Genomic DNA, 26,357 nt, shown 5'->3' with positions numbered 1-26,357 from the left:
TGGCCGACTTGCGGCCTACTGCTCCCCCACCCCTTCTCCTAAGGTCACCGCTTGAAATGGCCATGACGAATAAGGACGAAGAAGAGGGAGCCCATGCGCAGACGTCTGCTTCACCTGGTCCTCGCCCCGCTCGCGGGGATCCTGATGGTCACGGCACCGGGACCGGCACCGGCACCGGCCTCCGCGGCGCCCACGCCACCGGGGGACGTGTACCGCCCCGTACGCGGCCCCGCCGCGCCCGCCGAGTACCGCTACCTGCAAAAGACCGTCCCCGGAGAGTCGATTCCGCGCCACGCCCACGAGGAGGCCGCCGCGCAGGCCCGTCAGCTCCCCACCACCGGCGGCCGGTGGAAGTCCGTCGGACCGACCAACATCGGCGGGCGCATCGTCTCCCTCGCACTCGACCCGAAGCGCGCGGACACCCTGTACGCCGCCGCGGCCAGCGGCGGCATCTGGCGCAGCACGGACGCCGGGCAGACCTTCAAGTCCGCCTGGCCCGACGGCTGGACGCAGGCGATGGGCGCGGTCGCCACGGGCCCCGACGGCACCTTGTACGCGGGGACGGGCGAGCCCAACCCCGGCGGCGGCAGCATCACGTACGAAGGAACGGGCCTCTACCGCAGCACCGACGGAGGCAAGCACTGGAAGCAGTCGGGCCTGCGCGACTCGGGCGCGATCAGCGCCATCACGGTGGACCCCGACAATCCGCGCCGCGTCTACGTGGCCGCGGCGGGCTCGCTCTACAACGGCGGCGGCGACCGCGGCGTCTACCGCTCGGAGAACGGCGGCAGGACCTGGCAGCGCATCCTCACCGGCGCCAACGAGTTCACGGGTGCCACCGAGATCGTCGTCCAGGGCAAGAAGCTGTACGCCGTGCTGTGGGACCACCGCCGCACACCCGAGCGCCGTACCTACGGCGGCGAGGGCTCCGGCGTCTTCCGCTCCGGTGACGACGGCAAGACCTGGAAGCGGCTCGGCGGTGGTCTGCCCGCGCGGGGCCCGGACGTGGGACGGATCGGTCTCGCCGTCGCGGGTGAGCGCGCCTACGCCATCGTCAACAAGACGGACGGCCCCTTCGAGGGCTTCTACGCCTCCACGGACGCGGGCGACACCTGGCAGCGGACCCCGGCCGACACGAAGCTCACCGAGTCGCAGTCCACGTTCGGCTGGTGGTTCGGGAAGGTCTGGACCGACCCCCGCGACGCCGAGCACGTGCACGTCGCCGGCGTCCCCCTGATGAGCTCGAAGGACGGCGCCGCCACCTGGACGGCCGACGACACCAGCATCCACGTCGACCAGCACGCGATGATCTGGGACCCGCGCCACCCCGGCCGCGTCTACCTGGGCAACGACGGCGGCGTCTACCGCTCCGACGCGAACGGCGACGGCGGCTGGGTCAAGGCACGCCACGAGCCGTACACCCAGCTCTACAGCGCGGCGATATCTCCCCAGGACACCTCGCGGATCTCCGGGGGCTCGCAGGACAACGGCTCGATACGTTCCTGGGGCGGCGACCGCTTCAACGAGTACCTCGGCGGGGACGGCGAGGAGAACCTGATCAACCCGACCGACGTGAACAACGTCTACGCCTGCTACCAGTACGGCAACTGCTTCAGCTCCACCGACGGCGGCGACACCCTCACGTACTTCGCGGACAAGACCACATTCAAGCGCCGCAACTGGTTCACGCCGGTCGTCTTCGACCCCCGTGATCCCAAGGTCCTCTACTACGGCTCCGAAGTGCTCAACCGCTCCACGGACGGCGGCGCCACCTGGCAGGCCATCAGCCCCGACCTGTCGGGCGGCCCGGGCCCCGACCCGATCTACACCAACTACGGCACGATCACCTCGATCGCCCCGGCCGCGGACGGCCGCACCATCTACGCCGGCACGGACGACGGCCGCGTCTGGGTCACGAAGGACCGGGGCGCGCACTGGACGAAACTCGCCGAGGGGCTCCCCTGGGTGACCCGTGTCGTCGTCGACCCGCGCGACGCCGACCGGGTCTACACCACCCACTCCGCCTACCGTTCCGGCTCCGGCACACCGCACGTCTACGGCAGTACGGACGGCGGCGAGCACTGGAGGAACCTGTCGGGCAACCTGCCGGACGCGCCCGTCAACGACCTCGTCATCGCACGGGGCGGCAAGCTCCACATCGGCACCGACCAGGGAGTGTTCACCTCCGGCGCCAAGGGCAACCACTGGTCGCGCCTGGGCCGCGGGATGCCCGCGGTGCCGGTGGACGACATCGAGTACGACGCCGGGAACCATCGCCTGGTGGCCGCGACGTTCGGCAGGGGGTTCTACGAGCTGACCACTGCCTGATCCACTCCGTCAGCGCCGGTGCGCGCCCCGGCGGCGGGCCCGCGCCTTCGCGTCCTTCTTGAACGCCCACTCCATGTCGGGTTCCATCGCGAACCTGAAGAGCCGCTGCACCGGTGGGGTGCAGAGCACGGTGATGACGGCCGCGGCGGCGAGGGTGACGGCGATCTCGCCGGGCGGCGTGTGCAGCCAGGCGAGGTCGTACCAGTCCCAGAAGCGGGAGCCCTTGGCGAGGAATCCGTGCAGCAGGTAGCCGTAGAGCGTGCCCGCGCCCAGCGCGGTGAACCAGAGCCTGCGACCGGGGACCCAGGCGAAGAAGCACGCGACGAGGATCACCGAGCAGCCGAACATCGCGAGCGTCATCACGCCCCCGGACCAGCCGGGGGCGGCCAATTCCTGTGCGCTGTCCCGGCGGTAGAACCACGCCGCGTTCATGCGCGGCGCCGCCCAGTACGCGAACAGCAGGGCGCCCGCGAAGACGGGCAGCGCCAGGATGCGGGCCTCCCGGCGGCGCACGATCTGGAAGTGCTCGGGCTTCAGGCACAGGCCGAGGACGAAGAACGGCAGGAACTGCAGCACCCGTTGCAGGTCCAGGTCGTCGCCGATGTCCGGCGAGACCGAGGCGAGCACCGCGATGGCGAGCGCGATGGGCAGCGGCCGGCGGACCACCTTCCACAGCGGGGTGGTCAGCCGCCAGACGAAGAGCGCGACCAGGAACCAGGTGAGGTACCAGGGGTCGAGCAGACTGATCGGGTACGTCGGGTCGTCGCCCGCCCAGCGCTTGAAGAGGGTGTACGCGACCTCGAAGACGACGTACGGCACGGCGACGCCCGTCACCAGGCGCTTGAGACGGCCGGGGCTCGCGTCGAAGCTCCGCGAGAAGTAGCCGGAGATGACGATGAACGCCGGCATGTGGAAGGTGTAGACGGTGATGTAGAGCGCGGCGGCCGCCCGGCTGTCGCCGCGCAGCGGCTCCCAGGCGTGGCCCATCGCGACCAGCACGATCGCCAGGTACTTGGCGTTGTCGAAGAACGAGTCCCGGCGCTTGACCGGAGGCTTCGGCACCACGGTGGGGGCCGCCGGAGCCTGCGGAGGGGCACTGCGCGCGGCGGGCAGCGGCGCGCGCAGTGCCCCGCCCCGGTGCATTGAGCGGACAGGCTCACTCACGGGACCTCCCGGGGGATCCCGGAAGACCCCGGGCCCGCGGTCTCACGTCTTACGTCCGATGCGGGTGCTACACCTGTGTAGAACATCACGGGCACCCTAGCCACCGGAGCCCCCGCACGTACAGTCGCGCCACCTGTGAATCAGCTGAGCGCCGCCGGTGAGGGGCCGACCAGCTCGGACAGGACGTCCTCCATGGTGACGAACCCGAGCACCGTGCCGCTCTCGCCGGTGACCGCGGCCAGGTGGCTGCCCGCGGCCCGCAGCGCGGTGAGCGTGTCGTCCAGCGGGGTGTCGATGTGCACCCGGGTGACCACGTGCAACGCCCCGCGCGGGAAGGGCCGGTCCCGCTCGGCGATGCCCAGGGTGTCCTTGATGTGGAGGTAGCCGAGCAGGGTGCCGTCGGGTCCTGTCACCGGGAAGCGGGAGAAGCCGGCGTCCGCGGCCACGCGCTCCAGCCGCGCCGGGGTGACCGAGTGTTCGACGGTGCGCATCTTGGCCGTCGGCACCAGGATCTCGCCGACCGGCCGCGTCCCCAGCTCCAGTGCGTCGCGCAGCCGCTCGCCGTCGGCCGCCGAGAGGAGGCCGGCCGCGCTGGAGTCGACGACCATGCGGGCGAGCTGGTCGTCGGTGTAGACGGATTCGATCTCGTCCTTCGGTTCGACCCGCAGGAGCTTGAGGAGGGTGTTGGCGAAGGCGTTGATGCCGAAGACGACCGGCCTGAGCGCGCGGGTGAGCGCCACGAGTGGCGGGCCGAGGAGCAGGGCGGTCCGGGCGGGCGCGGCGAGTGCGATGTTCTTGGGGACCATCTCGCCGATCAGCATGTGCAGATACGTCGCCACGGTCAGGGCGATGACGAAGGCGATCGGGTGCACCAGGGCGTGCGGGATGTGGACGGCCTCGAAGCCGGGCTCCAGGAGATGCGCGATGGCGGGTTCGGCGACCGCGCCGAGCACCAAGGAGGAGACGGTGATGCCGAGTTGGGCGGTCGCCATCACCGCGGAGATGTGCTGCAGGCCCCACAGGGTGATGCGGGCGCGCTTGTCGCCTTCCTGGGCGCGGGGCTCGATCTGGCTGCGGCGTACGGAGATCAGGGCGAACTCGGCGCCGACGAAGAACGCGTTGGTGAGCAGGGTCAGGGCGCCGATGGCGAGCTGAAGCGTGGTCATCGTGCCTCCTCCACGGCTCGGCGGGGCGCCTGGAGCGCGGGTTCGGTGATGCGGATCCGGTCGGCGCGGTGGTGCTCGACCGTCAGGACGGCGAGTCGCCAGCCGTCGAGGTCGAGGGCGTCGCCCTCGGTCGGGATGCGGGAGAGCCGGGTGGCGATCAGTCCGGCCACGGTCTCGTAGGGTCCTTCGGGCGCGCTGAGTCCTATCGCGGCGAGCTGGTCGATGCGGACGCCGCCGTCGGCCTCCCACACGGTGCGGCCGTCCGGGGCCGCCTGGGCGGGCAGCAGGTCGGGGACCTCGATGGGGTCGTGCTCGTCGCGGACCTCGCCCACGACCTCCTCGACGATGTCCTCCACCGTCGCCACACCGGCCGTGCCGCCGTACTCGTCGATGACCACGGCCATCGTGCGCGCCTTCCGCATCCGCTCCAGGAGCCGGTCGGCGGGCAGGGTGTCGGGCACGAGCAGGGGCTCGGTGGCCAGGTCGGTGACCGGGGTGAGCCGGCGCTTCTCGGGGGCCAGGGCGAGCACGTCGCGGATGTGCACGGTGCCGATGACCTCGTCCAGGCTCTCGCGGAAGACGGGGAAACGGGACAGGCCCGTGGCGTGCGTCAGGTTCGCCGCGTCGGCGGCCGTGGCGTGCGCCTCAAGGGCCCGCACGTCCACCCGCGGCGTCATCACGTTCTCCGCGGTCAGCTCGCCCAGGTGCAGGGTGCGCACGAACAGTTCGGCGGAGTCCGCCTCCAGGGCGCCCTCGGCGGCCGAGCGCCGGGCGAGTGCGATCAGCTCCTCGGGGGTGCGCGCGGAGGCCAGCTCCTCGGCGGGTTCGAGACCGAAGCGGCGTACGACGCGGTTCGCGGTGTCGTTCAGGTGCCGGATGAACGGTCCGAAGGCGGCGGTGAAGCCGCGCTGCGGGGCCGCGACCACCTTGGCGACGGCCAGCGGCCGGGCGATCGCCCAGTTCTTGGGCACCAGCTCGCCGACGACCATCAGGATCACGGTGGACAGCGCCACACCGAGCAGGGTGGCCGTGGTCGGGGCGGCGCCCCCGAGACCGGCCGCCTCCAGCGGGCCGCGCAGCAGCGCCGCGAGGGACGGCTCGGCGAGCATGCCGATGACCAACGACGTGACGGTGATGCCGAGCTGGGCCCCGGACAGCTGGAGGGTCAGCCGCCGGACAGCCTTCAAAGCGCCTTCGGCACCCCGCTCACGCGCCTCGGCCGCGCGCTCCAGGTCACCGCGCTCGACGGTGGTCAGGGAGAACTCGGCCGCCACGAACAGCGCGCAGGCGAGCGTGAGGAGCAGGGCCAGCAGCAGAAGCAGGATCTCGGTCACCGTGCCACCCCCGTTCCCTCGCGCTCGGACAGCGGGCGGGACATGGCACGGTTCGTACTGGGAGGCTCACCCATTGCGGGTCCGTGGCTCCTTCTCGTACTCGTACGAAGCGTCGTACGAGGGCGGTGGCATGGAAGCGGTCGCGCTTCTACACCCACTGTAAAGGACTCGCAAAGCGAGCCGGCCGGGACCTGTGTGTCTAGAGCGGGGTGGCCGCGTGCAGGATCAGGACCATCGTCACGGCGGAGTTCGCCGACGACATCGCGGAGACCACCGCCCCCGCGGCGGCCGCCCACGCCGCGAGCCCCACCGCGGTGAACAGGGACGGCCAGCTGCGCGCCGTGGGAGCCGGGCCGAGCAGGGCCGCCACCCGGCGCGGCACGGGCCCCGGCGCGGCGAGTCCGGCCAGGGTCGGGGCCGGGGCACCCCGGGAGTGGAGAGCCGCCTTGCCGATCGCGCGGGCGACGGCCTTGCGGTCGCCGACGGCGTGGGCGGCGTCCTCGTCGGCCCAGCGCTCGGTCGTGTAGGACACGGCGGTACGCAGCGGGCGCAGGAACGGATTGGCGCGCGCCGCCAGCTGCACGGCGAGGAGGTAGCGGTGGTGCCGGGTCGCGAGGTGGGCCCGTTCATGGGCGAACAGGGCGCGGCGTTCGGCGGGCGCGAGGCAGTCGAGCAGAGCGGTGGTGACCACGACCCGGTCGCGGGCGCCGCCGGGAAGCGCGTACGCGTAGGGCAGGTTGTCGGGCAGGACGGCGACCGCGGTGCCGGGCAGCCCGGCAAGCGCGCGGTGGGCGCGGCGGCGTACCTGACGGTGGCGCCACAGTGTCCTGCCGCACGCCGCGGCCACGGCGAGCAGTCCCGGGATGGCGAGGCGCCCGGCGACCTCGTCGTACGGGACGGCCGCGCGCACCTCGGGGTCCGACCAGCCGTCGGGCAACGGGTTCCCGGGCAGTTGCGCCGTGCCGACGACCATCAGCAGGCCCAGGCACAGAGTGCTGCAGAGCGCCATGACCGCGGCGACCGTCGTGAGCAGCCGGGTGGCCGTCCGCGGGTGCAGACGCTGCTCGGCCAGCCGGGCGACCGGCCAGGCCGTCAGCGGCAGCACCAGCGGCAGAAGGACGAACATCCCCATGACGGTTCAGACGTCCTTCTCCGTCTCGGCCTCGGCCTCGGCCTGCCGCAGGAGTTCGCGCAGCACCTGTTCGTCGCCCGGCGGCAGGGCGGTGAGGAAACTGGCGAGGACCGCCTCCCGGTCGCGCTCGCCGTCGAGCACCTTGCGCATCTTGCGTGCCGCGAGGCCCGCCTCGTCGGCCGACGGCGTCCACGCGAAGGAGCGGCCCGCGCGCTCGCGCGTCACCGCGCCTTTCTCCAGGAGGCGGCTCAGAATCGTCACGACGGTCGTGTACGCGAGGTCCCCGCCGAGCCGCTCCTGCACCCAGCCCGCGGTCGCGGGACCCGCCGCATCGCGCAGGGCCGACAGGACCTGCGCCTCCAGCTCACCCTGCCCCCGCCGCCGGGGACGTCGCTCCTGCTCCGCCACGCCCGTCTCCCTTCCACCGCCCAGTCGTCCTGGACGAGGCTAACGCCCGGCCGCCGGTGGTGGGCCGCCGGTCACATCCGGCGCGGGAAATACGACGTTGCCCCGGCCCGCGGCGCCCATTAAGGTCACTCAGGTGACTGCCGGGTCGGCCATGGGCCACGTACGAGTGAGGCACCCGGCCTCGGCGTGAGCGCGAGGCGGGCCAGAGCCCCGCCGTCCCCTCTTCCAACTCCCCGCCGGCGCCCCATGGGGCGCACCGTCAGTGGAATCCATGACCCGGAAGAGACCTCACACATGCCGCAGGACCAGCATCCGCATGACCCCACTTTGCCTGTCACGACTGTCCAGTTGAACCACACCGTTGTCTACGCCAAGGACCGGCAGCTGTCCGCCGAGTTCCTCGCCGCGATCCTGGGTCTGAAGGTCGGCGCCCCGTTCGGGCCGTTCCTGCCCGTCGACCTCGGCAACGGCGTGACGCTCGACTATTACGAGCTGAGCGACGAGCCGGTCCAGTCCCAGCACTACGCGTTCCTCGTGCCCGACGATCAGTTCGACACCATGATCGCCCGCCTGGAGACGGTCGGGGTGACCTATTACGCCGACCCCAGCCACACCGAACCCGGTCACATCAACCGTCTGTTCGGCGGTCGTGGCGCGTACTTCGACGACCCGGACGGCCACAACATGGAGATCATGACCCGGCCCTACGCGCGCCCTTAGCTCCCGCGGACGGAACGGACCGCTCCCTGGGCCTGCTTGTTTGTTCGAGACGTGATTGAGGCACCGCGCCCCGCCCGCCCCGGCTGCGGGCGGGGCGTGGGTGCCCCGCGGTGGCTGCTGAGTCCCGGACCGAGGCCGTTCGCCGGGAGGCGGCCGGGTGTTCTGACGACCTGAGCGTCGAACGAGCCCTGCGGGGCGGTCTGTTGCCGCACCCGCTGCCCATCGCCCCGAAACACGCGCCTGCGCGACGTTCGGCGCAAAAGGCTCATTGCGCCACTTCTCCGGCGGCAGTAAGAACAGGGACACGACCCAGAAACGTTGCGGCCGCGGCGTCCTGCAAGGCATCACATCGCAGCTCTGAGAGAAGCCGGGTGATCCAGAATGGCGCACGATCCACACACCTCAGTGACGAACGAGCCGGACGACGGAGCGATAACACTGGCCGCCGAACAGGAGGCCGTACTCCAGCCGCCCTCGGAGGGGACCGAGGGCCAGGCCCAGCACTCGACGGGTGAGGGCCTGGAGCACGTAGAGGGCTACCGGCGCCCGGACCACTTCGCGCCGGAGGCCTGGACGGCCCCGACCGCCTCGCTTCCCGACATCGGTGAGGCGTCGTACGGCCCACCGCCCCTGGCCCCGGAGACCGTGCACGGTCCCGACGACCGCGTCCAGATCACCAACACCAGCGTGTATCCGTGGCGCGTGCACTGCTACCTGCTCATCACCGCCCGCGACAACGCCCTCTACCAGGGCACCGGATGGCTCCTCGGACCGCACACCCTCGCCACCGCGGGCCACTGCGTGTACATCAAGGGCAGCGGCGTGGCGGGACGGGACGGCTGGGTGAAGAGCATCCAGGTCATGCCGGGACGCAACGGCGCCTCGCTGCCCTACGGCAGCATCACCTGCACGAGCTTCCGCTCCGTGACCGGCTGGACGACCAACGGCGACGAGAACTTCGACTACGGCGCCATCGTCACGCCCTCCAACATCGGCTCCACCACCGGCTGGTTCGGCTTCGGCGTCTGGTCGGACTCGGACCTGCTCAAGACCACCGGCAACATCTCCGGCTATCCGGGCGACAAGCCGTCCGGGACGCAGTGGTACGCGGCGCGCGGGATCGACTCGGTCGCCCCGCGCAAGGTGTACTACGACATCGACACCGCGGGCGGGCAGAGCGGCAGCTCCGTCTACCGCATCGACAGCACCGGCCGCTACGGCTTCGGCATACACGCCTACGGCGGAGCCCGGGTGAACTCGGGAACCCGGTTCACCACACCCGTCTTCAACAACTACGTGGCATGGAAGGCGTGAGCGAACACCGATGAACGGCAGCAGGTCCGCAGTGGAGATCACCGGCGTCGTCCGCGACACCTCGGGCACCCCGGTGACGGGCGCCCACGTCCTGTTCACCGGAGGGCCGCAGCCTCTGCCGGACATCGCCGCCCTGACCGACACCGAGGGACGGTTCTCCCTCGTCGCCCCCACAGCGGGCGAGTACACGCTCATCTGCCGGGCGGACCCTCTCATGGGCTCGTCCGGCACGGCCGAGGCCACCGTCCGCGTCGAACCGTCGGCGCAAGCCGCTCACCAGGGGCGGCTGCGGGTCGACATGACGCTCGGCTAGCAGGGTGCGCGGCGCCGACCGGCATCGGTGGACGTGCGTGGTGCGCGACTCCTGGTCTAGCGTCACGTGCATGAACAGTGTCCCGCAGCGTTTCGAGATCCTGCTGGTCCCCGAGTTCTCGGGGGACGGCACGAGTACGACCGATGCCCGCGGCGCCCTGCGCTCGGCCGTCGTGGTGGCCACGGGCGAGACCGGGGCCTCCGGGTTTCCCCGGTTCACCGGTGACGGCATGGAGGCCGACATCGACCCCGAGACCCGTACCGTCGAGGCACTCCTGGTCGACGGGTCCGAACTGGACTACGGGCTCTCGGTGCGGGTCGCGGAGGCGTAGGAGGTCCGGGCCCCGCGGCAGGGGCCCGGACCACTCACGGCGGTGGGCTCACGTCGCCCGCGAGACGTGCCAGCACGTGCGCCAGCCCCGCCGGTGAACCGGCGGCAGTGGGTTCGACCGCGCCGTCGGCAAAGACCGCGCCCACCACGGTGTCGCCCGAGTGCACCAGGATGTGGCTGGGCGGCTGGAGTTGGCGCGCCTGGTCGATGACCGTCGCGGCGTCGCCGGCGAACCGGGCGGAGAGGTCGATGACCAGGACGTCGGGCAGCAGGGCCCGTGCCCGCGCCATGGCCAGGAAGCTCTCGTCCGTCTGGGAGATGACGTACACGCCGGGGACGGCCTCGATCCGCGGGATCAGGTCGCCCGCCCGGTGATCTGCGGCCAGCACCAGCACGGTCAGCACTTCGCCTTCGCCCTTCGCGTGGTCCAGGTACCACCGGCGGCTCGCCGTACGCGTACCGCGATCTCGACTTCACTGATCGTTTCAGCATGTCATCCGAAGCGGTCGATCCGGCGCCCTCCGGGAAGCGGGGCGTGTCGAACTGCGCTAGAGCGGCAGGTCGAGCCGGGTGAGGTGGTCGGGCGTGAGCGCACGCAGGAAGTCCACGGCGTCGAACGCCTCGCCGGCCGCGCGTACGCCCGGCCCCTTACCGCGTCCGTCGAGAAGACGCTCGACCGCCTCCACGACGAGCGGTGCCGTCACGGCGTAGATGTCGCGTCCGCCCGCGATCGCGCGGCGGGTCTCCTTGCCGCGCCGGACGACCGCCTCGACGAGGAAGGTCTGGGCGGAGCGCCCGGCGGCGTCGGCGGGCACGGGCGCCGGCGTCTCGTCGGCCCGGATGTCCCGCAGCGGCGCGAGGTTCATCACCGCCCGCACCTCGCGGGTGCGCACGTGACGCGGCAGGGTGACCTGGTCGGCCGTCGCGAACGCCGTGGCGTCCTGGGTGCCGAGCGGCTCGGGGAAGTCCCACGGGAAGACGTCCTGGGAGTAGTCGAACGGACGCAGTTCGTCTCCGGTGTACACGAGGTGCTGTCCGGCGTTGCTCTCACCGGTGCGCCGGGTGCCCTGGGTCGGATGCCAGCTGTCGAGGCCGTACGCCAGAGTGATCTCGTCCGCGTCCGGCCACTCCCCCAGCGCCGCGGTGGCCAGCAGGTCGCCCAGGCCGCCGTAGAACGCCAAGGACGGGGCGATGACGACGCCCGCCTCTCGCGCGCGGTCGCCGTACGTGTCGAAAAGGGCGGCGCTGACGCCCTGTTCGGCGGCGACGTCCAGGTACGGGATGCCCGCACGCAGCGCCGCGTCGGCGACAGGAAGAGCCGTGTCGAGGAACGGACCCGCGCAGTTGACAACCGCCGAGGCGCCGTCGAGCGCGCGGTCGAGGGACGCCGCGTCCCCGGTGGACGCCACGCGCACCGGGGCGTCGGGAGCCAGGCCGCGCAGCGCCTCGGTCTTCTCCCGGTCCCGTCCCACGAGCAGCGGCGTCATACCGCGGCGCAGCAGCTCCGCCACGACGAAGCGGCCGGTGTGGCCGTACGCGCCGATGACGGCCACCGTCCGGCCGTGAGACGGGGCGTCGGCGCCGTGTGCGAGGGGCGTGGAGAGGGTGTTGCGCATCGTTGACTCCCGTTGTCCGTAGGGCGGTTGTGCCCTGCCCGCACCATGATCCGCGCGGAGCCCGCACACCACCAGTGGCCGGAATGACGAGGGGCGTACAGTTTCGGACATGCGGACCGTGGCGATGGCACTTCCCGAGGGCAGCATGCTTTTCGAGGCCGCGGCGGCCTTCGAGGTCTTCGGTTCGGACCACTCCGACCTGGCCGGGTCCTGGTACTCGTTCACCGTGTGCGGCGCGGCCGGTACGCGCGTCGGGCCGTGGCTCCGCGCCGAGCCCGGCCATGGCCTGGAAGCCGTCGCCACCGCGCGGACGGTGATCGTCCCGGCCTGGCGCGACATCGACCGGGACCCGCCGGGCGAGCTGACCGAGGCGCTGCGCACCGCTCACGCGGCAGGCGCCCGGATCGTCTCGCTGTGCACCGGCGCCTTCGTCCTGGCCGCGGCGGGCCTGCTCGACGGCCGCCGGGCCACCACGCACTGGGCACACGCCGACCGGCTCGCCGCGCACTACCCCCGCGTCACGGTCGACGCCGGGGTGCTCTTCACCGACGAGGGCAGCGTGCTCACCTCGGCGGGGAAGGCCGCCGGAATGGACCTGTGTCTGCACATCGTGCGCGCCGACCACGGCGCGACGGTGGCCAACGCACTGGCCCGGCGGCTCGTGACGCCGCCCCACCGGGACGGCGGCCAGGCGCAGTTCATCCCGGCACCGGTGGCGCACGGACGCGACCACCCGCTGGCCGATCTGCTGCCCTGGATACTCGCCCGCCTCGGCCAACCGCTCACGGTGGAGGTCCTGGCCCGGCAGGCGGGCATGAGCAGCCGTAATCTGGCGCGGCACTTCCATGCCGTCACCGGCACGGCGCCGTTGCGCTGGGTGCTCGGCCAACGCGTGCGCCTCGCACAGGAGTTGCTGGAGTCCGGCGACGAGAGCGTCGAACGGATCGCGGCCCGGACGGGCATGGGGACGTCCGCCACGCTACGGCGCCACTTCACCCGTGTCACAGGCCTGCCGCCCGAGGCCTACCGGCGTACCTTCGGCGCCTCCTGAGCGCCGGTCAGCCGGTCCGTCCATCCCTGCGGCCCCGGGTCGCGGGAGGGGCGGACAGACGTGAATCGGGGCCCGGTCGACTGTTTGCCGGACATGGGGGTACTCGGCGGCCATGCGAAGCCGGAAGCAGTCGTTCAAACGCTGATCACAGACGCCCCGATCGGTGCCCGCGTCGCGTGGGCGCCCATCGGCCGGCCTCAGCGCTGAACGAAACACGACATCAGCTGGACAGAACAGCAACAGACCACGCAGCAAGGGAGGCAGCCATGATCACCGCCGTCATCATCGCCGTGGTCGTCATCGCGGCAGCCGCCGTCCTCTTCGTCGGACTGCGGCGAGCCCGGGGCGGCGGACGCGGCCTGAAGCACCGTTTCGGGCCCGAGTACGACTACGCCGTCGCCCGTCACGACGGGGACGTACGGGCAGCCGAACACGAGCTCCGCGAGCGCGTACGGCTCCACGGCTCCGTCAAGACCGAACCGCTGCCGCCCGGCGCGCGTGAGCGCTACCTGGCGCAGTGGGCAGACGTCCAGGAGCAGTTCGTCGAATCACCCCAGCAGGCCGTCGTCGAGGCCGACGCGCTCCTCGCCCGCCTGGCCAGGGACCGCGGCTTCCCCGACGGCGCGCGCTTCGATGAGCAGGCGGCCGCGCTCTCCGTCCACCACGCCCACCACGTCCACGGTTACCGCCGCGTGCACACGGCGGCGCGCGGACAGGGCGGCACCGAGGAGATGCGCGAGGCCATGGTCGAGGCCCGGCGCCTCTTCGACGTACTGGCCGCCGAGCACACGGTCGACTCCACCCGCAACGGCCGGCACTCCACCGCCGACCGCGGCCACACGCCGTGGGCGCTGCCCCGGCGCCACGCGAAGGGAAGTGGCACGTCATGACGGACGCCCGGCACACCAACCCGCGCGAGCAGGCCTTCGGCAGCGGCGTCCCCGCTGCTGCCCCCGCTCCCGAAGCGACCCCGGCCCCTTCTGCCGCGGGCTCCCCCGCGGCCGGCTCCCACGCCCGCGGCTCCCACGCCCCTGAGGCCGACGTGGGCTCCGCTCTGCTCCCGCAGAACGAACACGACAAGTTCGGCCTGCGGCTCCAGCAGGCTCTCAGCACCTTCGTCGAGAGCCCGCGCCAGGCGGTGGAGGAGGCCGACGCCCTCTACGACGACGCCGTCAGGCACTTGACCGAAACCCTCACGGAGCGACGGCGCGTCCTGCGCGCGAGCTGGCAGGGCCACGACACCGAAGCGCACACGGAGGAACTGCGCCTCGCGCTGCAGCAGTACCGGGAAGCCACGGAAAGGCTGCTGCGCATCTAGACACGGACACATCGGCACAGCACGCGTGGAGCCCGAGGCCGTCGCCTCGGGCTCCACGCGCGTGCTGTGCCGCCGGGGAAGGTCAGCCGTTGGGCAGGATGACCGCCCGGCCGTTGATCCGGCCCTCGTGCAGATGCTCGTACGCCTTGGGCGCGTCCTCCAGTGCGTACGTCTCCACATGGACGTCGATCGCGCCGGAACGGGCCAGGTCGAGGACCTCGATCAGCTCGGCCCTGCTCCCCCAGTACGGGGCGCGGACCGCCGCGTCATAGGGGGTCGTGCCGAAACCGACGGCCGCGGCCCCGCCGCCGATGCCGACGATCGTGACGTCCGCCTCCACCGCGGCGCAGGCGGTCGCCGTGGCGACGGTGGGCGGCGCGCCGACGAAGTCGAACACCGCCTGCGCGCCGAGGCCGCCGGTCAGTCCACGGACCTTCGTCGCCGCGTGCTCGTCCGAAAGGACGGTCTCGTGGGCGCCGACCTGGTGGGCCAGTCGCAGCTTCCCGTCGGTGACGTCGAGGGCGATCACCCGTGCCGGGGTCAGCGCGCGCAGCAGCTGGATGGCGACGTGTCCCAGGCCGCCGGTGCCGATGACCACGGCGGTGCTGCCGGGGGTCAGCTTGGGCAGCGAGGTCTTGATGGCGTGGTACGGGGTCAGGCCCGCGTCGGTGAGCGGCACGGCGGTCACGGGGTCGAGGCCGCCGAGCGGGACCAGGTGGCGGGTGCTGTCCACGATCATGTACTCGGCGATGGCCCCCGGCGCCCCGAGCCCGGGCGGGAGGATGCCCAGCTCAGCGGCGCGCGAGCAGTAGTTCTCCTTGCCCTGCGCACACATCAGGCAGGCTCCGCAGCCCCACGGCCCGTAGACGGCGACGGAGTCGCCGACCTCGAAGCCGGTCGCCCCGTCACCCAGCGCGGCGACGGTCCCCGCGCCCTCATGGCCGAGGGTGAGCGGCAGCGGGAAGGTCAGCGCATCCGCGGGCCAGCTCATCACCGCGATGTCGGAGTGGCACACGCCCGCGGCGGTGACCTTCAGGAGTACCTGGCCCGGGCCCGGCTCCGGGCGTGGGACGGTGACCACCTCGGGGGCGGCGCCGACGCTGCGGTACTGGACGGCCTTCATCTCGGCGGGCATGTCGGGGCCTTCTTGCGCTGACATCGGGGGTGCCTCTTCTCGTTCTTCGCTCGCGCTGTGCGCCTGGTGTCCCCCTCACCTCCGACTGTACTCCTCGAATGTCCCAACGGGACATGTGACCCGCCGGGACATCATGGGCGTACCCACCGAGGCATCGCGCGCGTACCCGCCGGACCTTCCCCCTGCCCATTTCCCCGCGCCGGGCAGCGCGGATCAGCCGCGGTCCTAGTGGTAGCCGTCCCCGTGGGCGGGCCCGACGTGGTGGCGGATGCCGCTCGGGGCGTCGAGGCTCAACTGGCCGCTGAGACCCCCGAGTTGCTGGGTACTGTAGAAAACCTGAGTGCCTGCTATCGATGGGGAAGGCGGCCGGGTCCGCATGACACGCAGCTATGAGCAGTCCTGTCCGGCGGCGCGGGCCCTGGACGTCATCGGCGGCCGGTGGTCCCTGCTGATCGTGCGCGAGCTGCTGCTCGGCCCCCGGCGCTACACCGACCTCGTCGCCGGGCTGCCCGGCATCGGCCCCAACGTCCTGACCGAGCGGCTGCGCGCGCTGCGCGACGCGGGCGTCCTCAGCCAGGCCGAGCTGCCGCCCCCGGCGTCGTCGGCGGTCTACGAACTGACCGAACTCGGCGCCGCCATGCGCCCGGTGCTCGACGAGCTGACCCGCTGGGGCATGCGACTGCCCACCGCTCCCCGGCCCGGCGACACCTTCCGGCTCAGCTGGGTGCTCGGTTGCCTGCGCGCCGGCTTCCGGCCCGAAGAGGCCGGCGGCGTGCGGGAGACGTACGAGTTCCGGGTGGACGGCGACACGTTCCACCTCCGCGTCGACGACGGCGTGCTCGACATCCACAACGGTGGCGCCACCGACCCCGTCTGCGCCATCACGACCGACCTCGGGACGTTTCTCGCCATCGGCGCCCGCCTCGTGGACATCGAGGACGCCGTCGCGCGCGGCCTCGCCCGGCTGGAGGGTGAACTGCCCGCCGCCGCACGGGTGGTCGCCATCCTCGGCGCGCACCCCGAGGCGACCGGCGGCCGGCACGGCATCGTCGGAGCCGTCGGTGCCACGTTCCGCCCCGAACACGCTCGCGGCGTGCGCGAGACCTACGAGTTCGTCATCGGGGACCTGGTCTTCCATGCCCGCGTCGACGACGGCACCGTCGAGACGGACCTGGGCCCCGCCCCGGACGCCGCCGCGACCCTCGTCACCGACCTGGGCACCCTGCTCCAGCTGGGCGCCGGCTCTCTGCCGCTCGAGGACGCGCTCAGCGCCCAGGTCATCGAAGTGAACGGCGATCTGGAGGCGGCCCTGCGGATGGCGGACGCCTTCGGCGTGGTCCGCGCCGACCGCTCGCCGGCCACTGCCTGACGCGGCCGAAGGCTGCCGGTAACGGGCGGCGGGCCCCGGCGGATCGCAATCCGCCAGGGCCCGCCGTCCGCTTGCGTACGTCAGGGGCCGTGTCAGTCCGTGCCGGACTCCATCGCGGCCCGGTCGAGCATCGACTCCTCGTCCGTGGTCTCGCCACGTGAGGCGATCGCCTCCGCGCCGCCGCCGTCCATGGCGCCGATCAGACCGGTCGAAGCCGCCTGCGCGGCACCGATCGGCGTCGGGTGGCCGGAGCCGACGAGGCCGAGGGCCGCGTACTGCTCCAGGCGGGCGCGGGAATCGGCGATGTCGAGGTTCCGCATGGTGAGCTGGCCGATCCGGTCCACCGGACCGAACGCCGAGTCCTCGGTGCGCTCCATGGAGAGCTTGTCCGGGTGGTAGCTGAACGCCGCGCCCGTGGTGTCGAGGATCGAGTAGTCCTCGCCGCGCCGCAGCCGCAGCGTCACCTCGCCGGTGATCGCCGCGCCGACCCAGCGCTGCAGCGACTCACGGATCATCAGCGCCTGCGGGTCCAGCCAGCGGCCCTCGTACATCAGCCGCCCGAGGCGCCGGCCCTCGTTGTGGTACGCGGCCAGCGTGTCCTCGTTGTGGATCGCGTTGACCAGGCGCTCGTAGGCGATGTGCAGGAGCGCCATGCCGGGCGCCTCGTAGATGCCACGGCTCTTCGCCTCGATGATCCGGTTCTCGATCTGGTCGGACATGCCGAGGCCGTGCCGGCCGCCGATCGCGTTGACCTCCATGACGAGGTCGACCGCCGAGGCGAATTCCTTGCCGTTGACGGTGACCGGGCGACCCTGGTCGAAGCCGATCGTCACGTCCTCCGTGTCGATCTCCACCGACGGGTCCCAGAACCGCACACCCATGATCGGGTCGACGGTCTCGAGGCCCGTGTCCAGGTGCTCCAGGGTCTTCGCCTCGTGCGTGGCGCCCCAGATGTTGGCGTCCGTGGAGTACGCCTTCTCCGTCGAGTCCCGGTAGGGCAGCTGGTGCGCGACCAGCCACTCCGACATCTCCTTGCGGCCGCCGAGCTCCGTGACGAAGTCCGCGTCCAGCCAGGGCTTGTAGATCCGCAGGTGCGGGTTGGCGAGCAGCCCGTACCGGTAGAACCGCTCGATGTCGTTGCCCTTGAACGTGGAGCCGTCGCCCCAGATCTGCACCCCGTCCTCCAGCATCGCCCGCACCAGGAGCGTGCCGGTCACGGCGCGGCCCAGCGGCGTGGTGTTGAAGTACGGACGTCCGCCGGACCTGATGTGGAAGGCGCCGCACGCGAGCGCCGCGAGCCCTTCCTCGACCAGCGCTTCACGGCAGTCGACGAGCCGGGTGATCTCGGCGCCGTACGCGGAGGCTCGGCCGGGCACGGAGGCGATGTCCGGCTCGTCGTACTGGCCGATGTCGGCGGTGTACGTGCAGGGGACGGCGCCCTTGTCACGCATCCAGGCGACGGCGACCGAGGTGTCGAGACCGCCGGAGAAGGCAATGCCGACGCGCTCGCCGGTGGGGAGGGAGGTGAGGACCTTGGACATAGGAAGAGTATGCATGACTTCGCATGACCATGCAACGTCGCTCACCGGGGCTCGCGGGCAATACCGCCGCCGACGGGCGATATCGCTTAATGCTTAGGATGTGCAAGTGCTTGAATACCGCATCAGGACGGCCACCGCCGATGATCTCGGCGCCGCACGCGCCGTCATGCTCGACACCGTCTACCACGACTTCGGCACCGGGTACGTGCCGCGCTGGCACGGCGACATCATCGACCTCGACGCCGCGTACCTGAGACCCGCTCGCCACACCCTCCTCGTCGCGGTGGACCAGCGGGACGGAGCGGTCGCCGCCACCGCCGCCCTCGACTCACGCGGCCCCGCGCACCCGCCGAACCCTCGCTGGATCGCCGAGCGCTTCCCCTCCGGCGAGACGGCGCAGTTGCGACGTGTCTACGTACGGGCCGAGCACCGGCGCCGCGGCCTCGCCCGGCGCCTGGTCGACGAGCTGCTCGACTTCGCCGCGGCGGACGGCGGATACCGGTCCGTCTACCTGCACACCGACCCGGCGGTCACCGGCGCCGAGGGCTTCTGGCGCTCCATGGGCAAGGTGGTGCACGACGAACGCGAGGACCGCGGCGCGTCGCGGGTCGTGCATTTCGAAGTTCCCATGCGGCCATAGCCCGGACCTCGGCGCGCCGCGGCCAGGGCCGCCGGCTCACAACCGCACCCCCGGCAGCACTAATGGAAATGGTTGTCATGTAGTCTTCGTGGCTGCCACCGCACTTCCAGACCCCCTCCATCCCCCAGAACGAGGACCATGCGCTCCGTCCGCCGCCGCCCCCTCATAGCCGGCCTGCTCGTCGCCCCCCTGCTCACCGGCTGTTTCGCCGCCAAGAACGACGCGTCCGGCGACAGCCCTGAAGGCGCCAGGCTCAAGGTCGCGCTGGCCTTCCCTCCCTCCGAGAACTTCTCCCCGTACGGCGCCGACGCCACCCTCCTCAGCCGCCTCGGCGTCACCGAGGGCCTGACCGAGCTGGACGCGAACGGCACCGCCGGCCCCGCGCTCGCCGCTTCCTGGGAGAAGGAGAGCGACCGCAGCTGGCTGTTCACCCTGCGCCAGGCCGACTTCCAGGACGGCACCCGCGTCACGCCGTCCGCCGTCGCGTCGGCCCTCACCCGCGCGGGCAAGGCCAAGCCCGTCACCGCCGCCCTGTCGGGGGCCGCCCTCACCGCCAAGGCCGTCGGCGACGACCGGGTCCGGATCACCACCGCGGACCCCGACCCGGCGCTCCCGCTGCGCCTGTCGAGCCCCGGCCTCGCCGTGCTCTCCCCGAAGGCGTACGAGAAGGGCGGCAAGGTCAGCCCGGTCGGCACCGCCACGGGGCCCTTCGAGCTCACGAAGACCACCGGGGCCACGGCAGCCACCCTCGACCGCTTCGACGACTACTGGGGCGGCCGCGCCCAGGCGTCCGGCGTCGACGCGCGGTTCATCGCCGACGGCACCGCGCGCACCAACGCCCTGCGCACCGGCGAGGTGGACATCGCCGAGGCCGTCCCCGTCTCCCAGGCCGCATCCCTGGACAAGGGCCACAGCCGCGAGACCGCCACGGCACGCACCACGGCCCTCCAGCTCAACACGGAGAAGGGTGTCTTCAAGGACCCCGGCCTGCGCGCCGCGGCCCGTGCCGCGATCGACACGTCCGCGCTCGCCAAGGACGTCTACGAGGGGCACGCGGACACCGGAAAGGGCATCTTCGGCCCTGCCCTGACCTGGGCCGGCGCACAGCGCGAGAAGCCCGAGGGGCAGGCGAAGGCGACGGCCCCCGGCGGGAAGTCCATCACCCTGGGCACGTACGACAACCGGCCCGAGCTCCCCGAGGTCGCACAGGTGCTCAAGCAGCAACTGCAGAAGGCCGGATTCAAGGTGACGCTGGAGGTGCGCGAGTCCTCCCGCATCGAAGGCGACGCGCTCGCCGGGAAGTTCGACGCGTTCGTCGGCGCCCGCAACACCATGCTCGACACCGGCGACCCCGTGTCGGTCCTCTCCAGCGACTACACCTGCGACGGCAGCTACAACCTCTCGCAACTGTGCGACACCACGGTCGACAAGGCCGTGCGGAAGGCCGAGAACGCGGCCGACAGCGCGCAGCGGCAGGACGCGACCATGGCCGCCGAGGCCGCGATCCTCGGCACCGACGCCGTCGTGCCGCTGGTCCACCAGCGGATCATCACGGGCGTCGGCGGCTCCGTACGGGGCGAGATCCTCGACCCGTACGAGCGGACGCTGGTCGCCGCCGGTACTCGGCGCTGAGGGCGGCGTGCGCAGGAGCATCGCCCGCGCCGGCGGACCGGCGCTGCTGTGGCGCGTGGTTCTCGCCGCGGCGCTGCTGTGCCTGATCGGCCTGCTCCCCTGGCTGTCGCGCACCGACCCGGCGCTCACCGTGCTCAAGGCGCGGGCGGCGGAGCGCGCACCCACCCCCGAGGCCCTGGCCGCCGTCCGTGGCGAACTCGGCCTGGACCAGGGCCCGTTGCATCTGCTCGGTCAGTGGACGGGCGGGCTCCTGCGCGGGGACGCCGGGCAGTCGTGGATCTCCGGCGAAGCGGTGCTGCCCTCCGTGGCGCAGGCCCTGGGCGTCTCGTTGCTGCTCATGTCGGCAGCGCTGGTGGTGGCCGTCGTGACGGCGGGCGCGGTGTGCTCCCGCACCCTGTGGCTCGGCTCCCGCCGCCGGCTCTCCGGGCGCCGCGCCTCCGGTGGAGGGGCCGCGGTGGTCGCCGCGTTGCCCGAGTTCCTGATCGCCTCGGTGCTCGCCACGGTGGTCGGCGTACATCTGGGCTGGCTGCCCGCCCTCGGCTGGTACGGGCCCCAGTGGCTCGTGCTGCCCGCGCTCTCGCTCGGGCTGCCCGCCGGGGCACTGCTCGGGCGGCTCGTCGGCGACCTGCTGCCCGGCGCCTTCGCCGAACCCTGGACGCGGGCCGCCGCGGCCCGCGGCATCCCGAGCGGACGCGTCGCGCGCCAGGCGCTGCGCCGCTGCCTCCCCGGCCTGCTGCCGAACGTCGGTCTGTTCCTGGTGGGCCTGACCGGGGGCGCGGTCGCCGTGGAGCAGATCTTCGACATCCCCGGGCTCGGCCGCTCCACCTTGCAGGCGGCGGTGGCGCAGGATCTGCCCGTTCTCCAGGCCGGAACGCTCGCGCTCGTCCTGCTCGCCACCGTGGCGGGCGGCCTCTTCCGCCTCGCTTCCCGCCTGACCAGCGGTCCTGCGCTACGCGACGGAGCCCTGCCGACGCTGCATCTTCCGGCGCCGCCCGCGCCCAGCCGGCTGCCACTGCTGTACGGCGGAGTGCTGCTGGGCGTCATCCTGTTCAGCCTGGCCCGGGATCCGCTGGCCCTGGACACCGCGGCCCGGCTCCAGGCGCCGTCCTTGGCGCACCCGTTCGGCACCGACGCCCTGGGGCGCGATGTGCTGGCCCGGGTCGGGCACGGCGCGCTGCACACCCTCGCGCTCGCCCTCGGGATCAGTGCCTTCGCCCTGGTGGCCGGCGTCCTGCTCGGGCTGCTGCCCCGCTTCTGCGGCCCGCTGCTCGACACGCTCAACGCGATCCCGCCGACGCTCGCGGGCCTCCTCGTCGCCGGTGTCGCGGGCAGCGGAGCGGCCACCCCCGCGATCGCCGTGGCCACCGTCGCCTGGGTCCCGCTGGCCGCCCATACCGCAGCCCTGCTCCTCCAGGAGCGCGCCACCCTGCACCTGACGGCGACCCGGAGCCTGGGCGCGGGCCGTCGCCACCAGCTACGGCGCCATCTGCTGCCCGCGGTGCTGCCGCCCGTCACCCGCCACGCGCTGCTGCGGCTCCCCGCCGTCGCGCTCGCCCTGGCAGCCCTCGGCTTCCTCGGCCTCGGCGCGCAGCCCCCGTCCCCCGAGTGGGGTCTGCTGCTCGCCGAGAACCAGCCCTACGCCGAACGTGCCCCCTGGGCCCTGCTCGCTCCGGCTGCCGCGCTCGCCCTCCTGGGGGCTCTCGCGGTGACGGCGGCGGGCGGAGTACCCGTCCACCGGCGGCTGCGGCGCGCACGTCGGCCCGACGAACCTCCTCGCGTGGCCGAAGTACGGCCGGTGGAGAAGGACTTGGCCACGGCCGGGACGGCTGCCCGGTGAGCGACCGACGACAGCCGTCCCTGCCCGCGCGGCTGCGGCCCGCGAAGCGCTCACGCCACGAACGGACCTGGCCCCACCTGCCGCCACTCCTTCGCCTGCTGATCCTGACCCAACTCGCCTTCAACATCGGCTTCTTCGCGGTGCTGCCCTTCCTGGCCGAGCACCTGGGCGCGGCGATCGGCATGGCGGGCTGGCTGGTCGGCCTGGTGCTCGGCCTGCGGACCTTCAGCCAGCAGGGGCTCTTCGTCGTCGGCGGCGCGCTGACCGACCGGTACGGCGTGCGGCCGGTCGTGCTCACCGGGTGCCTGCTGCGGATCGCCGGTTTCGCCTGGCTCGGCTACGCGCGGCAGACCTGGTCGGTCATCGGAGCGGTGCTCCTGATCGGGTTCGCCGCCGCCCTGTTCTCGCCCGCCGTGGAGTCCGAGGTCGCCCGGCAGGCGGTGCTCTGGGAGGAGTCGGGCCGCGGCCCGCGCACCCGCGTCCTGGCCCTGCTCACCGTGGCGGGCCAGGCCGGCGCGTTCGTCGGCCCTCTCATCGGCGCGCTGTTGCTCTCCGTCGACTTCCGCACCGTCTGTCTGGCCGGGGCCGGGGTCTTCGTCCTCGTCCTCGCCGGGCACCTGTGGCTGCTGCCGCAGCGCATCCCGGGGCGCGAGCGGGTCCGCGTCCAGGGCGGTGTCGGCGAGATGCTGCGCAACCGCCGGTTCCTCGCGGTGTGCTGTGCCTACGGCGCCTATCTCCTGGCGTACAACCAGCTCTATCTCGCCCTCCCGAGCGAGGTGGAGCGCGCGGCCGGGTCACAGGCGCCGCTCGCCTGGCTCTTCGCCCTCTCCTCCCTCCTCGTGGTGACCACTCAGCTTCCGGTCACCCACTGGGCCGCGGGCCGGCTCGACCAGCGGCGCTCGATGGCGGCGGGGCTCGTGCTCATCTCCGCCGGGTTCGCCGTCGTGGCCCTCGCGCGGCCGGCCGCCTGGTCCGGCGTGGCCGGGCTGCTGCCCGCCGCCGGCTTCGTCGTCCTGCTGACGCTGGGCCAGATGCTGGTCGCCCCGGCCGCCCGTGCCTGGATCCCGGATCTCACGCCCGACGGCAGGCTCGGCCTCTACACGGGGGCCCTGTCGTCGGTGTCCGGCTTGATCGTCCTCGCGGGCAGCGCCGTGACCGGGTCGCTCCTGGACGCGGGGCTCGCGCCGTGGGCGCCGTGGCTGGTGCTCGCCGCGATACCGCTGCTCGCCGTGCCGCTGCTGCCGGGCCGTGCCCAGGCCGCGGGCCGGTCAGCCGGCTGACGCGCCGGGCATCGCCGATGCCGTGAGGGCGGCCAACTCCTCGGGGGTGCGCGGCCCGTCGCCCGCCGCGGCCAGCAGGCCCTTCGTCCGCAGCAGCTCCGTGACGGCGATCCCCCAGGGCAGGCGCAGGCCCGCCTGCGCCAGGAGTTCGCGGTGGGCGAGCATCTCAGCGACCGGGCCGGTGCGCACGCCCGAGGGGGTGAGCAGCGCCGCTTCGTCGGCCCAGCGGAGGGCCAGGTCCACGTCGTGGGTGGCCATCACCACGGTCGTCCCCGCGTCCCGCAGACCTTGCAGGGTGGTCAGGAGTCGTTCCTGGCCGTCGGGGTCGAGCCCCGCGGTCGGCTCGTCGAGGATCAGGACGCGGGGGCGCATCGCCACGGCTCCGGCGATGGCCGTCCGCTTCCGCTGGCCGTAGGAGAGCAGATGGGTGGGGCGGTCCGCCAGGGCGCTGATGTCGAGCGCGGCGAGCGCCTCGGCGACCCGGCCGCGCACCTCGGCGTCCGGCAGCCCCAGGTTCAGCGGCCCGAAGGACACGTCCTGCTCGACGGAGGCGGCGAACAGTTGGTCGTCCGGGTCCTGCACCACCAGCTGAACGGTGGTGCGCAGCCGGGTGAGACCCTTGCGGTCGTACGCCACGGGGGCACCCCGGAGGGTCAACTCGCCCTGGGCCGGGCGGAGTCCGCCGCTGAGGAGCCGCATGAGGGTGGTCTTGCCGCTGCCGTTGCGCCCGAGCAGCGCGAGTGCGCGCCCCTCGGTGACGTCGAAGTCCAGGCCGCTGAGGACGGTGGGCCCGTCCTCGTACGCGTAGGAGACGGCGCGCAGAGCGACCAAGGATCCGCGCGGCTCGCGAGGAGCGCTCGGCTCGCTCATGGAAGAAGCCTTTCCAGTACGAGGGTGAGGGCCGTGAGGCCCATGAGGAGTACGGCGCTCGCGGCCACGAAGGGCCCGGAGACGCGGGCGTCGGGCACGAGCACCCGCAGGGTTCCGTCGTACCCGCGTCCGGCGAGCCCGGCCTGCAGCCGGCCGGCCCGGTCGAAGGCCCGCACGAACGCGGTGGCACCGAGACCGCCGAGGGAACGCCAGGTGGCGGCCCGGGTGGTGTGGCCGAGCCGCGCGGCCTGCGCCTGCCTGATCCGGCTCATGGAGTCCAGGAGCAGGAAGCTCATCCGGTACATGACGAGGGCCACGTCGACGACCGGCGCCGGCACACCGGCCTTCACCAGGCGGGGCAGCAGGTCCGACAGGGGGGTGGTGAAGGCGAAGAGCAGGACGCCGAGGGAGGCCGCCGACGTGCGAAGGAGCAGCCCGCCCGCCCGCGCGGGGCCGCCGTCGGCGAGCGTGACGAACCCTTCGGGCCCGCCGAGTTGCACGGTCAGGGTCAGCGCGCCGGTGACGCAGAAACCGAGGGGGACCCGGTAGGCGCGCCACAGTTTGCGCGGCGGCACACCGGCCGGTCCGAGCAGCACGGTGAGCGCGGCGACAAGCACCAGGACAGCTCCCGGCCACGGCGGCAGGGAGATGGCAAGGACGGTGAGGCCGAGCCCGAGCACGGCCTTGTCCACGGGGTGGCGGCGGCGCCAGCGACTGCTGTGCGCCGCCGCGTCGATGGGCAGCACGCCGGGTCAGACCTGCCCGGTCCCGGCCCGGGTGCTCTCCTCGCCGGCGGTCGGCTCCGCGGCGGCCGCCTCGGCTCGCGCCGTCTCGGCCCCCTGACGGCGCCCCTTGCGCACACCGAAGTAGTACGCGAGGACGCCCGCGCCGAGCGCCGCCTGCAGCGCGAAGAGCGCCGACTCCACCTCCCCGGAGGGCGGTTCGTACAGCGGTGAGAACCAGGGCTCGTAATCCGGCTCGATCTCGGTGATCGCGGTCTCGGCCTGGGCGTCGGCCCCGGCGAACGGCTCCTTCTCGTCGTCGCCGAGACCGAGCGCCAAGGGCAGTACCGCGAGCGCGGCGACGACGAGGAGCAGCAGAGTATTGATCTTCGCGTTCCGGCTCATCAGGCGCTGGCCCCCGTCTCGGTCTCCGTCTTGCTGCCGGTGTCCGCCTTCGCGGACGGCTTCTTGCCCTGGAGCAGCACGCCGAGCCGCGTGAGCTCGCCCCTGCTCGACTGCACGAGCAGCCGCATCACCACGACGGTGAGCAGTCCCTCGCTGACCGCGAGGGGGATCTGCGTGACGGCGAAGATGCCGCCGAACTTGCCCAGAGCGCCGATGAATCCGCTGCCGGGATCCGGGAACGCCAGGGCGAGCTGGACGCTGGTGACGCAGTAGGTGGACAGGTCGGCGACGAACGCGCCGCAGAACACGGCGACCATGAGCGGCGCGTCGTACCGCTTCAGGAGCCGGTAGACGGCGTATCCGGCCCATGGCCCGACGATCGCCATGGAGAACACGTTGGCGCCCAGGGTGGTGAGCCCGCCGTGGGCGAGCAGCAGCGCCTGGAACAGCAGAGTGATGGTGCCCAGCACCGCCATGATCGGTGGCCGGAACAGGATCGCGCCGAGCCCGGTCCCCGTCGGGTGCGAGCAACTGCCCGTGACGGACGGGATCTTCAGCGCGGAAAGGACGAAGGTGAACGCTCCGGACGCACCCAGGAGCAGTGTGCTCTCCGGGTGTTCCTTGACCTCACGGGTGAGGGAGCGGACTCCGTGGACGACGAACGGCGCGGACGCTACGCCCCAGGCGATCGCGTGCGCCGGTGGGAGGAAACCCTCGGCTATGTGCATGGCT

The 26,357-nt window shown here is 72.6% G+C and carries 26 protein-coding genes; 13 read left to right on the top strand and 13 right to left on the bottom strand.

Annotated elements, in window-relative coordinates; genetic code table 11:
• The first annotated feature begins 93 nt into the window (after positions 1-93).
• Positions 94-2,328, top strand: coding sequence for a glycosyl hydrolase (locus AB0I94_RS20030; RefSeq protein WP_363310907.1), 2,235 nt, complete (start codon positions 94-96; stop codon positions 2,326-2,328).
• Positions 2,329-2,337: 9 nt separating this feature from the next.
• Here the strand turns inward: AB0I94_RS20030 and AB0I94_RS20025 are convergent, their stop codons facing one another.
• From AB0I94_RS20025 to AB0I94_RS20005, 5 genes are all read right to left on the bottom strand, one after another.
• Positions 2,338-3,471: an acyltransferase family protein gene (locus AB0I94_RS20025; protein ID WP_363311032.1), complete on the bottom strand. Its 1,134-nt coding sequence runs from the start codon at positions 3,469-3,471 to the stop codon at positions 2,338-2,340.
• Positions 3,472-3,632: 161 nt separating this feature from the next.
• On the bottom strand, positions 3,633-4,658 hold the full coding sequence (locus AB0I94_RS20020) for a hemolysin family protein (protein WP_363310906.1): 1,026 nt from the start codon (positions 4,656-4,658) through the stop codon (positions 3,633-3,635).
• Positions 4,655-5,992: a hemolysin family protein gene (locus AB0I94_RS20015; RefSeq protein ID WP_363310905.1), complete on the bottom strand. Its 1,338-nt coding sequence runs from the start codon at positions 5,990-5,992 to the stop codon at positions 4,655-4,657. The genes AB0I94_RS20020 and AB0I94_RS20015 overlap by 4 nt, the downstream gene beginning before the upstream one ends.
• Positions 5,993-6,191: 199 nt before the next feature.
• Positions 6,192-7,124 (bottom strand): M56 family metallopeptidase, encoded by a 933-nt coding sequence (locus tag AB0I94_RS20010; protein ID WP_363310904.1) that lies wholly within the window; start codon positions 7,122-7,124, stop codon positions 6,192-6,194.
• A 6-nt stretch (positions 7,125-7,130) separates the two neighbouring features.
• On the bottom strand, positions 7,131-7,532 hold the full coding sequence (locus AB0I94_RS20005) for a BlaI/MecI/CopY family transcriptional regulator (protein WP_363310903.1): 402 nt from the start codon (positions 7,530-7,532) through the stop codon (positions 7,131-7,133).
• 294 nt (positions 7,533-7,826) lie between these two features.
• Here AB0I94_RS20005 and AB0I94_RS20000 point away from each other — a divergent pair, with 294 nt between their 5' ends.
• The 4 genes from AB0I94_RS20000 to AB0I94_RS19985 all read left to right on the top strand — a co-directional run bounded on the left by AB0I94_RS20000 (position 7,827) and on the right by AB0I94_RS19985 (position 10,210).
• Positions 7,827-8,252, top strand: coding sequence for a VOC family protein (locus AB0I94_RS20000; RefSeq protein WP_363310902.1), 426 nt, complete (start codon positions 7,827-7,829; stop codon positions 8,250-8,252).
• A 381-nt stretch (positions 8,253-8,633) separates the two neighbouring features.
• The gene (locus tag AB0I94_RS19995) at positions 8,634-9,566 is read left to right on the top strand and encodes an endopeptidase (protein ID WP_363310901.1); all 933 of its coding nucleotides are present in this window, start codon (positions 8,634-8,636) and stop codon (positions 9,564-9,566) included.
• 10 nt (positions 9,567-9,576) lie between these two features.
• Complete coding sequence (locus tag AB0I94_RS19990) at positions 9,577-9,879, top strand: carboxypeptidase-like regulatory domain-containing protein (RefSeq protein WP_363310900.1); 303 nt, start codon at positions 9,577-9,579, stop codon at positions 9,877-9,879.
• A 70-nt stretch (positions 9,880-9,949) separates the two neighbouring features.
• Positions 9,950-10,210, top strand: coding sequence for a hypothetical protein (locus AB0I94_RS19985; protein WP_363310899.1), 261 nt, complete (start codon positions 9,950-9,952; stop codon positions 10,208-10,210).
• Positions 10,211-10,244: 34 nt separating this feature from the next.
• Here the strand turns inward: AB0I94_RS19985 and AB0I94_RS19980 are convergent, their stop codons facing one another.
• A complete protein-coding gene (locus AB0I94_RS19980) occupies positions 10,245-10,613 on the bottom strand; it encodes a hypothetical protein (protein ID WP_363310898.1) in 369 nt (122 codons plus the stop codon).
• Between the two features lie 144 nt (positions 10,614-10,757).
• On the bottom strand, positions 10,758-11,825 hold the full coding sequence (locus tag AB0I94_RS19975) for a saccharopine dehydrogenase NADP-binding domain-containing protein (RefSeq protein ID WP_363310897.1): 1,068 nt from the start codon (positions 11,823-11,825) through the stop codon (positions 10,758-10,760).
• Between the two features lie 109 nt (positions 11,826-11,934).
• Here AB0I94_RS19975 and AB0I94_RS19970 point away from each other — a divergent pair, with 109 nt between their 5' ends.
• The 3 genes from AB0I94_RS19970 to AB0I94_RS19960 all read left to right on the top strand — a co-directional run bounded on the left by AB0I94_RS19970 (position 11,935) and on the right by AB0I94_RS19960 (position 14,194).
• A complete protein-coding gene (locus AB0I94_RS19970; RefSeq protein WP_363310896.1) occupies positions 11,935-12,876 on the top strand; it encodes a helix-turn-helix domain-containing protein in 942 nt (313 codons plus the stop codon).
• Between the two features lie 266 nt (positions 12,877-13,142).
• A complete protein-coding gene (locus AB0I94_RS19965) occupies positions 13,143-13,766 on the top strand; it encodes a hypothetical protein (protein ID WP_363310895.1) in 624 nt (207 codons plus the stop codon).
• Positions 13,763-14,194 carry a hypothetical protein gene (locus tag AB0I94_RS19960; protein WP_363310894.1) on the top strand — a complete coding sequence of 144 codons (432 nt, stop codon included), beginning with the start codon at positions 13,763-13,765 and terminating at the stop codon, positions 14,192-14,194. Before AB0I94_RS19965 ends, AB0I94_RS19960 begins: the two co-directional genes overlap by 4 nt.
• 82 nt (positions 14,195-14,276) lie before the next feature.
• Here AB0I94_RS19960 and AB0I94_RS19955 read toward each other — a convergent pair whose 3' ends face one another.
• Positions 14,277-15,317, bottom strand: coding sequence for an NAD(P)-dependent alcohol dehydrogenase (locus tag AB0I94_RS19955; RefSeq protein ID WP_363311031.1), 1,041 nt, complete (start codon positions 15,315-15,317; stop codon positions 14,277-14,279).
• Positions 15,318-15,705: 388 nt separating this feature from the next.
• Here AB0I94_RS19955 and AB0I94_RS19950 point away from each other — a divergent pair, with 388 nt between their 5' ends.
• Complete coding sequence (locus AB0I94_RS19950) at positions 15,706-16,698, top strand: winged helix-turn-helix transcriptional regulator (RefSeq protein ID WP_363310893.1); 993 nt, start codon at positions 15,706-15,708, stop codon at positions 16,696-16,698.
• Positions 16,699-16,790: 92 nt separating this feature from the next.
• Here the strand turns inward: AB0I94_RS19950 and argG are convergent, their stop codons facing one another.
• Entirely contained in the window at positions 16,791-18,239 is a 1,449-nt protein-coding gene (gene argG, locus AB0I94_RS19945) for an argininosuccinate synthase (protein ID WP_363310892.1), read from the bottom strand.
• A gap of 106 nt (positions 18,240-18,345) precedes the next feature.
• On the opposite strand from argG, the gene AB0I94_RS19940 reads away from it, so the two are divergent.
• The 4 genes from AB0I94_RS19940 (at position 18,346) to AB0I94_RS19925 (ending at position 23,628) form a co-directional block, all read left to right on the top strand.
• The gene (locus AB0I94_RS19940; RefSeq protein WP_363310891.1) at positions 18,346-18,879 is read left to right on the top strand and encodes a GNAT family N-acetyltransferase; all 534 of its coding nucleotides are present in this window, start codon (positions 18,346-18,348) and stop codon (positions 18,877-18,879) included.
• 138 nt (positions 18,880-19,017) lie between these two features.
• Positions 19,018-20,511, top strand: coding sequence for an ABC transporter substrate-binding protein (locus AB0I94_RS19935; RefSeq protein ID WP_363310890.1), 1,494 nt, complete (start codon positions 19,018-19,020; stop codon positions 20,509-20,511).
• A gap of 7 nt (positions 20,512-20,518) precedes the next feature.
• A complete protein-coding gene (locus AB0I94_RS19930) occupies positions 20,519-22,348 on the top strand; it encodes an ABC transporter permease subunit (protein WP_363310889.1) in 1,830 nt (609 codons plus the stop codon).
• Between the two features lie 32 nt (positions 22,349-22,380).
• On the top strand, positions 22,381-23,628 hold the full coding sequence (locus AB0I94_RS19925) for an MFS transporter (RefSeq protein ID WP_363311030.1): 1,248 nt from the start codon (positions 22,381-22,383) through the stop codon (positions 23,626-23,628).
• Here AB0I94_RS19925 and AB0I94_RS19920 read toward each other — a convergent pair.
• Genes AB0I94_RS19920 through AB0I94_RS19905 form a run of 4 tightly spaced genes read right to left on the bottom strand, consistent with a single transcriptional unit; the run spans position 23,617 to position 26,353 of the window.
• The gene (locus tag AB0I94_RS19920; protein ID WP_363310888.1) at positions 23,617-24,498 is read right to left on the bottom strand and encodes an ATP-binding cassette domain-containing protein; all 882 of its coding nucleotides are present in this window, start codon (positions 24,496-24,498) and stop codon (positions 23,617-23,619) included. The genes AB0I94_RS19925 and AB0I94_RS19920 overlap by 12 nt on opposite strands.
• Entirely contained in the window at positions 24,495-25,244 is a 750-nt protein-coding gene (gene cbiQ / locus AB0I94_RS19915; RefSeq protein ID WP_363310887.1) for a cobalt ECF transporter T component CbiQ, read from the bottom strand. Before cbiQ ends, AB0I94_RS19920 begins: the two co-directional genes overlap by 4 nt.
• Before the next feature lie 6 nt (positions 25,245-25,250).
• Positions 25,251-25,625: an energy-coupling factor ABC transporter substrate-binding protein gene (locus AB0I94_RS19910; protein WP_363310886.1), complete on the bottom strand. Its 375-nt coding sequence runs from the start codon at positions 25,623-25,625 to the stop codon at positions 25,251-25,253.
• Positions 25,625-26,353, bottom strand: a complete 729-nt coding sequence (locus tag AB0I94_RS19905) for an energy-coupling factor ABC transporter permease (RefSeq protein WP_363310885.1) — start codon at positions 26,351-26,353, stop codon at positions 25,625-25,627. Before AB0I94_RS19905 ends, AB0I94_RS19910 begins: the two co-directional genes overlap by 1 nt.
• Positions 26,354-26,357: the final 4 nt, after the last annotated feature.

The organism is Streptomyces sp. NPDC050147 (assembly GCF_040660195.1).
GTDB lineage: Bacteria > Actinomycetota > Actinomycetes > Streptomycetales > Streptomycetaceae > Streptomyces.
Note: the sequence above shows the minus strand (reverse complement) of the source record. Positions and strands in the feature narration are given on the sequence as shown.

Excerpts from the sequence above, each read along its gene's own strand:
- AB0I94_RS20020 (WP_363310906.1), bottom strand. The coding sequence starts at position 4,658 with ATGACCACGCTTCAGCTCGCCATCGGCGCCCTGACCCTGCTCACCAAC.
- AB0I94_RS19990 (WP_363310900.1), top strand. The coding sequence starts at position 9,577 with ATGAACGGCAGCAGGTCCGCAGTGGAGATCACCGGCGTCGTCCGCGAC.
- AB0I94_RS20025 (WP_363311032.1), bottom strand. The coding sequence starts at position 3,471 with ATGCACCGGGGCGGGGCACTGCGCGCGCCGCTGCCCGCCGCGCGCAGT.
- AB0I94_RS20000 (WP_363310902.1), top strand. The coding sequence starts at position 7,827 with ATGCCGCAGGACCAGCATCCGCATGACCCCACTTTGCCTGTCACGACT.
- AB0I94_RS19970 (WP_363310896.1), top strand. The coding sequence starts at position 11,935 with ATGCGGACCGTGGCGATGGCACTTCCCGAGGGCAGCATGCTTTTCGAG.
- AB0I94_RS19965 (WP_363310895.1), top strand. The coding sequence starts at position 13,143 with ATGATCACCGCCGTCATCATCGCCGTGGTCGTCATCGCGGCAGCCGCC.
- AB0I94_RS19920 (WP_363310888.1), bottom strand. The coding sequence starts at position 24,498 with ATGAGCGAGCCGAGCGCTCCTCGCGAGCCGCGCGGATCCTTGGTCGCT.
- AB0I94_RS19985 (WP_363310899.1), top strand. The coding sequence starts at position 9,950 with ATGAACAGTGTCCCGCAGCGTTTCGAGATCCTGCTGGTCCCCGAGTTC.
- AB0I94_RS20030 (WP_363310907.1), top strand. The coding sequence starts at position 94 with ATGCGCAGACGTCTGCTTCACCTGGTCCTCGCCCCGCTCGCGGGGATC.
- AB0I94_RS19905 (WP_363310885.1), bottom strand. The coding sequence starts at position 26,353 with ATGCACATAGCCGAGGGTTTCCTCCCACCGGCGCACGCGATCGCCTGG.
- AB0I94_RS20010 (WP_363310904.1), bottom strand. The coding sequence starts at position 7,124 with ATGGGGATGTTCGTCCTTCTGCCGCTGGTGCTGCCGCTGACGGCCTGG.
- AB0I94_RS19995 (WP_363310901.1), top strand. The coding sequence starts at position 8,634 with ATGGCGCACGATCCACACACCTCAGTGACGAACGAGCCGGACGACGGA.
- AB0I94_RS19960 (WP_363310894.1), top strand. The coding sequence starts at position 13,763 with ATGACGGACGCCCGGCACACCAACCCGCGCGAGCAGGCCTTCGGCAGC.
- AB0I94_RS19975 (WP_363310897.1), bottom strand. The coding sequence starts at position 11,825 with ATGCGCAACACCCTCTCCACGCCCCTCGCACACGGCGCCGACGCCCCG.
- AB0I94_RS19910 (WP_363310886.1), bottom strand. The coding sequence starts at position 25,625 with ATGAGCCGGAACGCGAAGATCAATACTCTGCTGCTCCTCGTCGTCGCC.
- AB0I94_RS19950 (WP_363310893.1), top strand. The coding sequence starts at position 15,706 with ATGACACGCAGCTATGAGCAGTCCTGTCCGGCGGCGCGGGCCCTGGAC.
- argG (WP_363310892.1), bottom strand. The coding sequence starts at position 18,239 with ATGTCCAAGGTCCTCACCTCCCTCCCCACCGGCGAGCGCGTCGGCATT.
- AB0I94_RS19935 (WP_363310890.1), top strand. The coding sequence starts at position 19,018 with ATGCGCTCCGTCCGCCGCCGCCCCCTCATAGCCGGCCTGCTCGTCGCC.
- AB0I94_RS19955 (WP_363311031.1), bottom strand. The coding sequence starts at position 15,317 with ATGAAGGCCGTCCAGTACCGCAGCGTCGGCGCCGCCCCCGAGGTGGTC.